Here is an 11,463-nt window from a genome sequence, read left to right on the forward strand (position 1 = left end):
CAAAACCGTGCAAAGACCTCGTCGCCGCCCGGGGGATGACCGCCGGTCCGGTTTAGCCTCGCACCAGGGGGAAAACTACCGGGGGCGAGCGAAGCGAGGTTACTGAATGCCGGACCCGACGAGGCAGGATCCCGTCGTAGCCCCCGGCGTCGACGCCACCAAGCCGAGCGTCGCGCGTGTCTACGACGCGTTCCTGGGTGGCAAGGACAACTTCGAGTCCGACCGCGCCGTCGTCCGGCAGATCCTCCAGATCGCTCCCGAGCTACCCGACTGGACCCGCGAGAACCGCCGCTGGCTCGGCCGCGTCGTCGAGTGGTTGACCCGCGAGGCGCAGGTGACCCAGTTCCTCGACCTCGGCTCCGGCCTGCCGACCGCGCAGAACACCCACCAGCTCGCGCAGCAGATCAATCCGGCCGCCAAGGTCGTGTACGTCGACAACGACCCGGCCGTGATCGCGCACGGCAGGGCTCTGCTGGTCGACAACGACCAGACGTTCTTCGTACCGGCCGACTTCACCGAACCCGAGAAGCTGCTCGCCGATCCGATCGTCGCGGACAACCTCGACCTCGGCCAGCCGGTCGGGATGATCCAGGCCTTGGTCCTGCACCACCTCGAGGACTACGAGAAGACCCGCGAACTGGTCCGGACGTACGTCGACGCGCTGCCGTCCGGCTCGTTCCTCGCGATCAGCCACGCCTGCAACCCGCGCGACGGGAGCGAAGCGGCCCGGCTGTCCACGGAGCTGGAGGACAAGTTCCACGAGAAGTTCCCGTCCCTGCGCTTCCGCACCCCGGCCGAGATCACCTCGTTCTTCGACGGCCTGGAGATCCTCGACCCGGGCGTCGTCCGCCTCTACGACTGGTGGCCGCCCGAGGCCGTGCTCGAAGAGACGCCGGCCGCCGGCCTCCGAGCAGGCGCCGGCCAGATCCTGTACTGCGGCGTCGCCCGCAAGCCTTAGTCCGTCAAGGGAGACTTGTCGACATTCATCGCCGCCTCGAGCGTCGGTGACGCCAACGCCCACCGAATCGTCCGGGTCAGCCCCTCGCCGGCGGCCCGCACGACAGTGCCCTCGGCCAGCGGCAAGAGCGGCAACCGCAACGGCCACCGAGTCCACCAGGGCAGCAGCCCGACGGCCGCAGCAGTCAGTACTGCGTACGCCGGCCGCGCAGCAAGTGGTACCGGCGGATGTACCAGGATGAAGCGAGCCGCCTGCCGCGCTTCCGTAGTACCGCGCAGCTCCGGCCGGTACTCCTCCAACATCTGCCCCAACTCCGCCTGAGTCGTCGGCGGCTCCACCACGCCCAGCGCACGAGCAACCCGAGCAGTGTCCTCGACGTATGCATCCCTCTCAGCACTGTCGAGCGGCACAGCCCCGTACTGCCGATGCGCAGCCAGGAAGCTGTCCACCTCAGCCAGGTGCACCCACTTGAGCAAGTGCGGGTCAGACGCCCGGTACCGCACACCATCCGGGCTAGACCCACGCACGCGCTCGTGCACCCCGCGTACCCGGGCCACTGCCTCCTCCGCGTCGGCTGCAGCGCCGTACGTCGTCACAGCGAGGAAGTAGCTGGTCCGCTGCAACCGTCCCCACGGATCACCCCGGTAGCCCGAGTGAGCCGACACCGCCGCCATCGCCAACGGATGCAGCGACTGCAGCAGCAGTGCCCGGAGCCCGCCGGCGAACATCGAGGCGTCCCCATGCACGCGCCGGATCGGCCGGTCCGGCGCGAACCACCGAGGCCCGGGGGTGTCGTGAACCCGGGACCGCTCAGCCAGTGGATCCGGCCCGGCCACCTTCGTCAGGATCATCCGGGCAAGCCCGTCCCTCAACGGATTGAACAGGTTCTCCTGCGGAGTGGCGGACATGACTCCAGTCTGCCCACCACTCCAAGCCCCCGACCATCAGTGGGAGACGTCAACGAACACAGGGTTCGTGTACAGCCAAGTGTCGAGCCACGGATCGCCATCGCCGTTCGGGTGCTGGATCGGCCCAGCCGGGTCGATCTTGCGGCCCAGGTAGCCAGGACCGTTCCGCCTGCCGTCGCTGCCGCGCAGGCGGAGGTAGTGCGACCGCTCTGCCCGGCCAAGCGGGATGCGCAGCGTGTAGGTCCCGGTCTTCCGGTGTACGTCGACCTGCTCGACCACTCGCGTGTCCGGTGCCCGCCAGCTGTCCTTGTCAGGCGCAGTACCGGTCACCACGCCCCGGATGACGTCCAGGTGAGCCAGTTGCGGCAGCAGCCCGTGGAAGTTCGGACGGGTCGCACTGGTCACCGTGACCCGCAACTCGAGCCGCTCAGTACGGCGTACCTTCAACCGCCCGCCCAGCGTGACCCCGCGCTGCGACGACCCGGCCGGAGCCACCCGTACGTCGATGCCGTCAACCAGCTGTCCGTGATCCACCCAGACCCGCCCGGCCCGGAGTCCAGCCATCACGTCCAGGTAGCCGTACTTCGTCACGCCCACATGCGTCCGGCTGAACTGACCAGGCCAGAAGTCGCTACCGGCCTGCGGAGTACCCGAGTCGGTCGGGGACGGCTTCCACCCGAGCGAGTCGAAGTTCTGCCCGGGTGGGAACACCCCGTCGGTCCAGGTGTCCCAAATGGTCCGGTGGTTGTCGCTGTTCGAGGTGATCGAGAACAGCTTGCCCTCGGCGAGCATGGCGTCCCACAGTCCACCCACTGTCGCCGTTGCCCAGTCGAAGCCGCCGTACGTGCGGTACGCATCGTTCGGGTACCCAGGGAAGCTGCCGGTGCCCGGGTTGTTCACGTACTCGCCGCGCTGCGAGTTGGTCGTCCCGCGGTACGCGACCCAGGCCGGATCCGCGTCGCCCTGCGAACCGGGCGCGCCTTCCATGCCGATCATCACGCCACTGTCCCGCCAGGCCCTGATCTCGTGCGGCGAGTCGATGCCCAGCCGCAGCGGGTGGTTGGCCAGCACGAGTACGTCGTCGACGAACCCGCTCCGCTTCTGCGCGGCCAGCCACTGCAGCGCCTTGATCGCGTGTAGCTCGTTCTCGGGGGTATCGGCGGAGCGGTTGGTCAGCTTGCCGTCGTACTCCCGCTCGAACTGCTGGAGCAGCGCAACGTTGTTCGGCCCCGGCGCGACCAGCACGGTGCCGTGCTCCGCGGCCGGGATGTACCACTCGAGGCCCTGGAAGATCAGCATCCGCGGGTTCTCCGACCGCGCCTTCAGCACCTCGGCGTTCTCCGCGGCTGCGCCCTTGTCCGCGTGCCCGAAGTTGCTGTGCTCGGTGAACGCCATCCAGTCCAGCCCGAACTGCGCCCCGCGCTGCGCATGCTGGGTGAAGTCGTACTTCGCGTCATGGCTGTACCGGGTGTGCACGTGATGGTCCCCCACCAGATACACCAACTCCGGATCCCCGTGCGAGGTACTGGTGCTGGCCGCCGCCTCACTGGCTCCCGCGACGCCGCTGATCCCAGCAGCCGCGAACCCTGCCCCCAGTAGCCCGGCACCCCGGATCAACCCGCGCCGAGACACCCCCTGCGGATCCAATGCCTCTTCAGGAACCTCGGGATCGGCCCACTCAGGCACTTGCTGCTCGGTCATGACGGGAACCTTTCTTGTGCTGACAAGACACTGTCAAGGCCCGTCATGACGCGAAGATGTGCACCGGATGAACTGTCGCCCTATGTACCGATGGTTGTCATATACCGATGAACTGACTATCGTTCAGGGTATGCCTTCCACCGAGATGCGCGAGCCGACGTTCCTCGTCCTGGCCGCGCTGGCCGACGGCCGCAAACATGGCTACGCCGTGATCAACGAGGTGTCCACGCTGTCCAGCGGCCGAGTCACCCTCCGCCCCGGCACCTTGTACGCAGCCCTCGACCGCCTCCGCGAGGAGGGCCTGGTCCGCCCGGCCGGCGAGGAGGTCGTCGAAGGCCGCCTCCGCCGGTACTACGAACTCACCGACTCCGGCGCCGAGGCACTGACCACCGAGGCCGCCCGCCTGCGGGCGAACGCCGACCAGGCGATCACCCGGCTCCGGCTCCGCCCGACGGGGGGTGCGGCATGAGCGCGTTGTACAGGGGAGTGCTCAGCTGCTACCCCCGTTGGTGGCGGGAGCAGCACGGCGAGGAGGCCCTCGGCCTGCTGCTCGACTCCGCCGAGGCCCGCGGTCACGCCGACCCCAGAGACTTGCTCAACCTGGCAGCCCATGCCGTCCGGGTCCGCCTGACCCAGTCGGGTCCGCCCACTCTGATCCGGGGCATCCGCAATCGTGTATCGGTGATCGCGGTGACCTTGCTCGCCGCGATCAGCAGCACCTTCCTGATCTTCGGTGAGTGGGCGCCCTGGGACCCGCAGACCGGGATGACCAACTCGCCCGTCGCCAACGTGACCACCGGATTGTTCTGTTTCCTCGCCGGTCTGCTCGCCGCGATCGCTATGGTCTTCGACCGCGCCATCGCTGCGCGCTGGCTGGCGGCAGTCAGCGCGATGAGCGCGCTCGCGATCATGTGGCTGCCGATCCAGCAGTTGGCCGAATCCCACGGCTTCACCCGGCCACCAGGCACGATCCTGCTCTTCACCGCCGTGATCGCCACCCTCGCAGCCGCGGGCCACCCAGCAAGATCCAAGTCAGCCGGCACCTCGCCAACGCCCCGCCGCTCGCGTGGTCGGTTCGCTCTGCTTGTCGCGAGCCCGTCCATCGGCGCGGTGCTGATGACCGCGCTGTCGGTCCAGTCCGACCACTGGTTCTTCTATCGCGAGCCTGGCCAGGACTCGCTGCGGGTCGGCCTCGGAGTCCTGCTCGGCACAGCCCTGATCGTGGTCGCCGTCGTCCTGCTGCTGGCCGGCCACCGCTCGTGGGGAGCTGCGCTCGCCATCAACTCGGTGCCCTGGCTGCTGCTGTTCTACCTGAACGGGCTGGTGGGCGGCGCCTGGACCTCGGACGGCCCCTTGGGCGTAGTCAGCTCCATGCCGTTCGGCGGTATCGGCGTGCTGCTAGCCGTAGTGCTGTCAGCTCTCGTCGCCGGCCGGATCGCGGTCCGGATCAACCGCCGGCGTCAGCCGGCCGGGAACTCGGTGGCCAGCAGCGAGTAGAGCGCTGAGTCGCGCCATTCGCCGTTGGTGAAGACGTGGTGGCGCAGCTGACCCTCATAGCTGAAGCCGAGCCGCTTCGCCACCGCGATCGAAGCCAGGTTCTCCGGGCCGATCGCAGCGGTGACCCGGTGCAGGTCGAGCTGACCGAACGCGAACCTGAGCAGCGTCCGGGACGCATCGGTCGCGTGACCGTGACCCCAGTGGTCGGCGCCGATCCCGTACGCGAGTTTGCCGCCCCGGTGGACTCCGGGCGCCAGCCGGGCGAACCCGATCACCTGGTCGTCGTCAAGGCGGGTGACGGCGAGCATGTAATCGGGCCGGTCCTGCTGGGCGGACCGGGTCAGGATTCCGGCGAGCATCTTCTCCGCGGACTCCGGCGTGTGGCTGTCGAACGCCATCCAGCTGGTCACCCGATCGTCACCGACGATGGCATAGAAGTCGTCCAGGTCGTCCGCCCGGAACTCGCGGAGCCTGGTGCCATCGCCGGTGAGTGGATCCATCCCGCCTGCTACCGCGGGAAGGTCTGCATCGGCGTCCGGGTGAACATCTCGATCTCTTCCTGCAGGTCGCGGGCATCCTCCGCGTGGCCCGACTGCCGCAGGGCCTGGTGCACCCGGCGGGCCGAGTGCACGACACCGTTGATCCGGCGCTCGGTCGGCAGACCGAGGACCGGCGCGAGTGCGTCGGCGGCGCCGTCGAGTTCACCGTTCGCGATCCGGGTGATGGCCATGGCGGCGTGGCTGCCGGCGGCGTCGCCGAAGGCCCACTCGGGGTGCGATTGGTCGGTGTAGGCATCCACTGCCTGCCGAGAATACTGTTCCGCGGTCTCACGCTCGCCCGGAAGCCAGGCCAGCGCGTCGGCCGCGTAGTACAGCTGGCGGTTGCGGCCGAAGGTGCACAGGCCGCCCATCTCGTCGAGCTCGTCGGCCTGGACCGTGCCCCACGCGTTCTCCGCGCGGACCAGGGCGGCCCGGGCGGCGTCCGCGTTGCCTAGCGCGGCCCAGGCGCGGGCCTCGCTCACCGGGAGCCAGACGCCGGTGGTGCTGTTGGCCTGCTCGGCGTACCCGGCGCCCAGTTGGGCGTACCGGACCGAGTCGTGCGGGTTGCCGGCCCAGTAGGAGACCAGTGACTGCAGTCCACGGACCCAGGCGCGCAGCCCGTGGTGGTCGGCGTTGTCGGCGCAGAGGAACGCGGTCCGGGCCTGAGTCAGCGCGGCGTGCGGGTTGCCGAGGTCGTGGGACGCCTTGGCGAGCAGGCCACCGGTCACGCCGCCGAGGAAGTACAGCTGCCGCAGGTGTTCCGGACGCTGCCGGCTCTCCAGCAACGCGAAGACCAGGTCCTGCGTCTCGACCAGTTGGCCGAGGATTTCCGGCAGCGGGCGCTGCGGGTAGGCCTTCGCGACGTGTCTCACGTCGTCGTACACCTGTTCCATGGCCTCGCTTCCGAGACCGGTCTGGGCCGCGAGGGCGAAAGCCCGCGCACGGCTGGCAGCCATGTCGAGTACCTCCATCTCATTACCTGTCGTGATCCGTCCACCTGCCGCAGGCGCCGGCACCACCTGGGCGGCCTGCTCGGGGACGTACGGAGCGAGGAGTTCCTCGACCGGCTTGCCGAACATGCGTTGCAGGGTGCGCCGGGTCTGTGGAGTGGTCCCTGCCCGCTCGCCCGATGCGAGGCGCCGCAGGTGCCGCTCGGTGATGGTTCCACCCAGCTCGACGAACTCGGCGACGATCTCGGAGTAGGTCTGGTTCCGGCGCTGGATCAGGTGCGCCAGGACCGTTCTAGGCGTATACCTACCCGCCATCGTTCCTCCCGTTCACGTCAGATAAGACGTTGTCTCGACTGATGCCCCACTACAAGGTGCAGTCACCCAGATGTCCGCCAGAGGTCCGGAAGAGGTCCGGCAAAGGTCCTCTCCAGGTCCTAGAGCGGTCACGGTCGGTCTGTGCACCATTACTGCCATGACAACCAGTAAGTCCAACTGGTTGCAAGGGCTGAGAGTTACGGGGTGAGCAAGCAGTGACTGTTGCGGAAATGACGTCGAGGCAGCACCGGCGCCGAGTGCGGGTCTGGTTCGGCGAGCATGTGATCGCGCAGTACGTGGCAGAAGCACCGCTGGCAGCGCGCTACGAGCAGGCGATGCGGCGCCGTTTCGCCGGTCTCAAGGTCACCAACGACCTGCTCGGCCCGCAGCAAGAAGCGGACGTTTAACAGTTCAAAAGACTTCCGGGTCCTCCTCAGACCCGGAGCTGCTCCTGGGGTCTCCTCACGTCCAGGGTCAGCGATCGAAGGTCCGGGGCACTCCTCAGCTCCGGACGAAACCTCAGGTGCGGTCCGGGGCATCCTCAGCTCCGGACCGCACCGCCCACCAGCCCGGCTGGGCTGGCGGCTGAGTCCCTGTATCGCCGCCGCCCAGCCGTTCCAAACCCACCTCCTGGCCGACACCTCGGGCCGGGCGGGGCAGTGTCCGTCGCCGGAGCCCCGAGCTCCGGCGGAGGGCACGTGTGGCTCCTGACACCTCACCAGGAGCCACACTCCGAGGTGGCCGGATCCGCTGTGTGACCGCCGCGCCTGGGCGGTCACGCAGCGGAGCCATTTCCGGGGCGGTAGCCGAGATTCACCGCCATCCGGCGCAGTACGTCGACGGTCTGCAGGTACTCCGCGTCGACGATCCCGTTGGTGATCCGCCGGCGCTGCGCCCCGACCTTCTCGCTCAGCTGCGCATGCGCGGCCACTCCGGCCGGCGTCAGCCCGTCGTCGTCGAGCCAGCCGCGCTCGGTCAGCGGACCTGTCAACGATGCCAGCTCGGCCGCATCGCCGGACAGGAACGGCGCCAGCGCGACCGCAACCGGCGCCTCTCCCTGGACCGCGTTCAGGATCTGCCACTGCCGCCGGCTCAGACCGTCCGCCGCGAGCACCTGCTCGAAGGACAGCTCGAGCAGCCGGTCCACTTCCTTCAGCCACCATCCGATAGGCTTATTGTCATCTGACATGTGCATGTCAATGAGCATATATCTTGGAGGGCTGATGGTCGACCCCGTTGCCGAGGTCGAGGCGGCGATGGTGACGATCCGGCGGCGCCAGGCGAAGAAGCTGTTCGCCCGCGCGGCCGGGGTCGCCGACGACTCCGGTCAGCAGGTGATCGACGCGATCGAGGCGGCGGGCGCCGAACCGCTGGGCGTGAACGGCATCGCCGAGGCGCTCGGCGTCGACCAGCCGCGCGCGAGCAAGCTGGTCGCCGCCGCGGTCAGCGCAGGCCTGGTACGCCGGGAAGCAGATCAACTGGACGGTCGGCGAACCAACCTCGTCCTCACCCAGGCCGGCCACGACCGCCTGGCCGCCGTCCACACCTATCGCCGAACCCGCTTCGCCGAGGCGATGACCGATTGGCCGGAGGCCGACAAGGAAACCTTCGCTGTCCTCCTCACCCGCTTCGTCTCCGCCCTCAACCGCCCGTAGCGACGTACACCGCAAACGGAGCGTCCGGGTGGACACCAATCCGACCCTCGACCAATCCATCGCTCTGGATCTCGCCGACGTACTTCATCCCCAGCCGCTCCATCACCGCGCGGGACGCTGTGTTAATGCGCTCGGTGAAAGAGATCACCGACCGAGCGCCCAGCACACCGAAGGCGTACTCGAGCGCTCCTCGACCAAGCTCGGTCGCAAACCCCTGCCCGCGAGCCGAGCCCAGCAAGGCCCACCCAAGCTCAAGCCGATCAGTTATCCACAGAGCATCGTCATCAAGGAGCGTCGCGATCTTTGCGGTGACCTCCGCGGTCGGGTCCATCCGTTCCATCCCGCCGCGTCCGACCAGTGAGCCGGTGGACCGCTCGTAGGCCATCCACTTGCTGACGCCGTTGGTCTCCCACCGTGACTGGAACCCGGCGGCCCGGCGTACCGACTCCTCGGCGGACCAGGTCTCGTCGTACCACTCCGCAACCCACGGATCGCCGTGCAGCCGCTCCAGGTCCGCCGCATGTCCGGGCAGGACCTGATCCGGTCCCGTGATCGGGACCAACATCAGGCGCTCCGTCAAATGAGTCCGGACGGCGTACGCGACGATGTCCCGCAACCGCCGATCCCCGTCGGTCCGATTGACCATCAGCAACTCCAGGTCAGCCGGCCCGACCCAGGCGCCAGCGTCGTGCTTCCCGAATTCCTCACGCGGCCGCGTGAGGTCCCCGTCAACAGCGACGAGGTAGTCGATCTCCCGCCGCACCCGCCCCTCGTACTCCCACTCCCAGTCGGTGACGGCCGCCACGATCTCCCGTACCCGCCACCCCGTCTCCTCCTCGACCTCCCGAGCCAGCGCCTGCTCCGGCGTCTCCCCGTCCTCCAGATGCCCACCCACGACATCCCAGATCCCCGGCAACAACCGCCGCTGCGCAGTACGCCGATGCACGTACACCCGCCCCTGCTCATCCCGGATCAACGCCCCAACACAGTCCACTGCCCGCATGCCCACGGACCCTAGACCTGAGGCGCTGGCAGAGTGGACGGCATGCGTGCGGACCGGGCAATTCTGTTCAAGCTGGCAACCAACGAACGACTCGAGCAACTAGTGAAGGGCATCCCCGGCGGCGAGGAGAACGCCTGGCGAGCGGCCTCCCGGTACGTCGCCGGCCGAACTCGCGACGAGGCACTCCAAGTCGCCGCAGCCCAGGTAGCCAAGGGCCACGGCATCAGCGTCGACCTGTTCGGCGAGATGTCCACCGACCCGGCAGATGCCGCCCATGTAGTCGACGAGTACCTAGAGCTGGCCAAGCTCCTCCCCGAGCCACCCGCCGACGTCTGGCTGTCGCTGGACCTGTCGCACCTCGCACTAGACGTGGACCCCGCCACTGCCGCCGACCACGTCGCCACGATCGCCGAAGCCCTCCCACCGGGCCGCCTGCTCCAGATCGGCGCCGAGGACACCGCCCGAACCGACAAGATCCTCCACTGCGTCCTAGACGTGGCTAGCCGCGGCCTGGCGGACCGCATCGGCGCCACCGTCCAGGCGAACCTGCAGCGTTCCCCCGACGACATCGACGCGCTGACAGCGGCCGGAGTACAGATCCGCCTAGTCAAAGGCGCGTACGTCGAGCCAACCGGTGCCTACCCGTACGGCGAGCAGACAGACATCGCGTACCTCCGCCTGGCCCACCAATTGGCAGCCAGCAAAGCCCGCTGGTCCCTAGCAACCCACGACGGCCGCCTACGCGAGGCAGTACTGCTCTCAGCCGGCCCTGTCCCCGTCGAGCAACTACTAGGCATCCGCCCCGAAGTACTGGACGACCTACACACCCGAGACCTCCCCACCCGCGTCTACATCCCCTACGGCCCATCCTGGTTCCGCTACTGGCTCCGCCGCCTAGCAGAGTCCCGCGGCGCCTAGGCAACTCCCCAGTCGATGAACCGCGGTGCCTCCGGCAGCGACAGGATGCGTCGCGGGCGGCCATGCCCGTTGGCCGGCATCTTCATCAGGGAGAACTTGCCGTGGTCCTCGAGCCGGTAGGCGATCCAGCAGCCGTCCGGTGAGTAGGAGCCGGTCAACGCATTGACCTCGCCACCGCTGTAGTTGGTGAGCATCCGCAACCCGGACCCGTCCGGCCGGATGGTCGCGACGTTCGCCGACGTCCCGGCGGGCTGATGGTCGGCATTGGCGATGATCGCGATCCGCGAGCTGTCCGGAGCCCAGTCGTGCTTGACCCCCACATCCAGCGAGTACGGCGTCAGCTGGCGCAGCCTGCTCCCGTCGACCCGGATCGAGAACAGGGCCTGCTCTTTCGAGGGCACCCTGGTCCGGACGAAGGTGATGAACCGGCCGTCCGGCGAGACGTTGGCATCGGTGTCGTACCCGACCCCCGGGAACGGGTTGTGCGTCAGCGTCCGCCGCCCGCTGCCGTCGGTCCGGAAGATGTCGATATTGCCGGACTCGGAGTCGAACACGATGTGCCGACCGTCAGCCGTGAACGCCGGATTGCCCTGGAACCCGGTCGGCGTCAGATCCCGCAGCCCGGACCCATCGCGGTTGATCAGGAAAACCCCCGCATGGCTCTCGCCCCCGAACTCGAACACGATCCGGCGGCCATCCGGCGACCAGTCCGGGTGAGCCGCGTCCCCATCAACGTGAGTGATCTGCCGTACGCCGCTGCCGTCCGCGCGGACAGTGAAGAGCTGGAGACCGGAGCTGGTCTGCGCCGCGTAGGCGAGCCGGCCGTTCCTGCCAGGCCCGGTCGCCTGCGCCACTGCCGGCACGGAGAGCCCGGCGAATGCCGCCAGTGGGATCAAGGTCAAGCGGCCGACCTCGCGGCGGGTCAGTTCGGTGTTCATGAATTCCCCCTTCGATTCCTCGAAGTGTCAGCGCCCCACGACCTCGCCCACACTCCCTACTTCTCGGGATGCCGCCCGGGT

Annotated in this window: 13 protein-coding genes; 6 read left to right on the forward strand and 7 right to left on the reverse strand. The window is 68.4% G+C overall.

Annotation, left to right across the window (positions count from 1 at the left end; all coding sequences use genetic code 11):
* The first annotated feature begins 106 nt into the window (after window positions 1-106).
* A complete protein-coding gene (locus OHA70_RS12140) occupies window positions 107-958 on the forward strand; it encodes an SAM-dependent methyltransferase (RefSeq protein WP_328331721.1) in 852 nt (283 codons plus the stop codon).
* On the opposite strand, the gene OHA70_RS12145 is transcribed toward OHA70_RS12140, so the two are convergent.
* Complete coding sequence (locus OHA70_RS12145; protein WP_328331723.1) at window positions 955-1,866, reverse strand: oxygenase MpaB family protein; 912 nt, start codon at window positions 1,864-1,866, stop codon at window positions 955-957. The two genes, OHA70_RS12140 and OHA70_RS12145, sit on opposite strands and share 4 nt — an antisense overlap.
* Before the next feature lie 36 nt (window positions 1,867-1,902).
* Window positions 1,903-3,567 (reverse strand): PHP domain-containing protein, encoded by a 1,665-nt coding sequence (locus OHA70_RS12150; RefSeq protein WP_328331724.1) that lies wholly within the window; start codon window positions 3,565-3,567, stop codon window positions 1,903-1,905.
* Between the two features lie 130 nt (window positions 3,568-3,697).
* Here OHA70_RS12150 and OHA70_RS12155 point away from each other — a divergent pair, with 130 nt between their 5' ends.
* Together OHA70_RS12155 and OHA70_RS12160 are read left to right on the forward strand one after the other, a co-directional pair.
* Window positions 3,698-4,036: a PadR family transcriptional regulator gene (locus tag OHA70_RS12155; RefSeq protein ID WP_328331725.1), complete on the forward strand. Its 339-nt coding sequence runs from the start codon at window positions 3,698-3,700 to the stop codon at window positions 4,034-4,036.
* Window positions 4,033-5,064: a hypothetical protein gene (locus OHA70_RS12160; protein ID WP_328331728.1), complete on the forward strand. Its 1,032-nt coding sequence runs from the start codon at window positions 4,033-4,035 to the stop codon at window positions 5,062-5,064. Before OHA70_RS12155 ends, OHA70_RS12160 begins: the two co-directional genes overlap by 4 nt.
* Here the strand turns inward: OHA70_RS12160 and OHA70_RS12165 are convergent.
* Both OHA70_RS12165 and OHA70_RS12170 read right to left on the reverse strand, forming a co-directional pair.
* On the reverse strand, window positions 5,028-5,564 hold the full coding sequence (locus OHA70_RS12165) for a GNAT family N-acetyltransferase (RefSeq protein WP_328331729.1): 537 nt from the start codon (window positions 5,562-5,564) through the stop codon (window positions 5,028-5,030). The genes OHA70_RS12160 and OHA70_RS12165 overlap by 37 nt on opposite strands.
* A gap of 8 nt (window positions 5,565-5,572) precedes the next feature.
* Window positions 5,573-6,868, reverse strand: a complete 1,296-nt coding sequence (locus OHA70_RS12170; protein ID WP_328331731.1) for an XRE family transcriptional regulator — start codon at window positions 6,866-6,868, stop codon at window positions 5,573-5,575.
* Window positions 6,869-7,098: 230 nt separating this feature from the next.
* Here OHA70_RS12170 and OHA70_RS12175 point away from each other — a divergent pair, with 230 nt between their 5' ends.
* Window positions 7,099-7,275 carry a hypothetical protein gene (locus tag OHA70_RS12175; protein WP_328331733.1) on the forward strand — a complete coding sequence of 59 codons (177 nt, stop codon included), beginning with the start codon at window positions 7,099-7,101 and terminating at the stop codon, window positions 7,273-7,275.
* Window positions 7,276-7,643: 368 nt separating this feature from the next.
* On the opposite strand, the gene OHA70_RS12180 is transcribed toward OHA70_RS12175, so the two are convergent.
* A complete protein-coding gene (locus OHA70_RS12180; protein ID WP_328331735.1) occupies window positions 7,644-8,015 on the reverse strand; it encodes a hypothetical protein in 372 nt (123 codons plus the stop codon).
* A gap of 76 nt (window positions 8,016-8,091) precedes the next feature.
* Here OHA70_RS12180 and OHA70_RS12185 point away from each other — a divergent pair, with 76 nt between their 5' ends.
* A complete protein-coding gene (locus OHA70_RS12185; protein ID WP_328331737.1) occupies window positions 8,092-8,523 on the forward strand; it encodes a MarR family winged helix-turn-helix transcriptional regulator in 432 nt (143 codons plus the stop codon).
* Here OHA70_RS12185 and OHA70_RS12190 read toward each other — a convergent pair.
* A complete protein-coding gene (locus tag OHA70_RS12190) occupies window positions 8,510-9,526 on the reverse strand; it encodes a GNAT family N-acetyltransferase (protein WP_328331739.1) in 1,017 nt (338 codons plus the stop codon). The genes OHA70_RS12185 and OHA70_RS12190 overlap by 14 nt on opposite strands.
* A 42-nt stretch (window positions 9,527-9,568) precedes the next feature.
* Between OHA70_RS12190 and OHA70_RS12195 the strand changes: the two genes are divergently transcribed.
* Window positions 9,569-10,444: a proline dehydrogenase family protein gene (locus tag OHA70_RS12195; RefSeq protein WP_328331741.1), complete on the forward strand. Its 876-nt coding sequence runs from the start codon at window positions 9,569-9,571 to the stop codon at window positions 10,442-10,444.
* Here OHA70_RS12195 and OHA70_RS12200 read toward each other — a convergent pair.
* Window positions 10,441-11,382: a TolB family protein gene (locus OHA70_RS12200; RefSeq protein ID WP_328331743.1), complete on the reverse strand. Its 942-nt coding sequence runs from the start codon at window positions 11,380-11,382 to the stop codon at window positions 10,441-10,443. The genes OHA70_RS12195 and OHA70_RS12200 overlap by 4 nt on opposite strands.
* Window positions 11,383-11,463: the final 81 nt, after the last annotated feature.

The sequence above is a fragment of the Kribbella sp. NBC_00382 genome (genome assembly GCF_036067295.1).
Lineage (GTDB): Bacteria > Actinomycetota > Actinomycetes > Propionibacteriales > Kribbellaceae > Kribbella.

Excerpts from the sequence above, each read along its gene's own strand:
- OHA70_RS12190 (WP_328331739.1), bottom strand. The coding sequence starts at position 9,526 with ATGCGGGCAGTGGACTGTGTTGGGGCGTTGATCCGGGATGAGCAGGGG.
- OHA70_RS12195 (WP_328331741.1), top strand. The coding sequence starts at position 9,569 with ATGCGTGCGGACCGGGCAATTCTGTTCAAGCTGGCAACCAACGAACGA.
- OHA70_RS12170 (WP_328331731.1), bottom strand. The coding sequence starts at position 6,868 with ATGGCGGGTAGGTATACGCCTAGAACGGTCCTGGCGCACCTGATCCAG.
- OHA70_RS12165 (WP_328331729.1), bottom strand. The coding sequence starts at position 5,564 with ATGGATCCACTCACCGGCGATGGCACCAGGCTCCGCGAGTTCCGGGCG.
- OHA70_RS12175 (WP_328331733.1), top strand. The coding sequence starts at position 7,099 with ATGACGTCGAGGCAGCACCGGCGCCGAGTGCGGGTCTGGTTCGGCGAG.
- OHA70_RS12140 (WP_328331721.1), top strand. The coding sequence starts at position 107 with ATGCCGGACCCGACGAGGCAGGATCCCGTCGTAGCCCCCGGCGTCGAC.
- OHA70_RS12155 (WP_328331725.1), top strand. The coding sequence starts at position 3,698 with ATGCCTTCCACCGAGATGCGCGAGCCGACGTTCCTCGTCCTGGCCGCG.
- OHA70_RS12200 (WP_328331743.1), bottom strand. The coding sequence starts at position 11,382 with ATGAACACCGAACTGACCCGCCGCGAGGTCGGCCGCTTGACCTTGATC.
- OHA70_RS12160 (WP_328331728.1), top strand. The coding sequence starts at position 4,033 with ATGAGCGCGTTGTACAGGGGAGTGCTCAGCTGCTACCCCCGTTGGTGG.
- OHA70_RS12145 (WP_328331723.1), bottom strand. The coding sequence starts at position 1,866 with ATGTCCGCCACTCCGCAGGAGAACCTGTTCAATCCGTTGAGGGACGGG.
- OHA70_RS12150 (WP_328331724.1), bottom strand. The coding sequence starts at position 3,567 with ATGACCGAGCAGCAAGTGCCTGAGTGGGCCGATCCCGAGGTTCCTGAA.
- OHA70_RS12185 (WP_328331737.1), top strand. The coding sequence starts at position 8,092 with ATGGTCGACCCCGTTGCCGAGGTCGAGGCGGCGATGGTGACGATCCGG.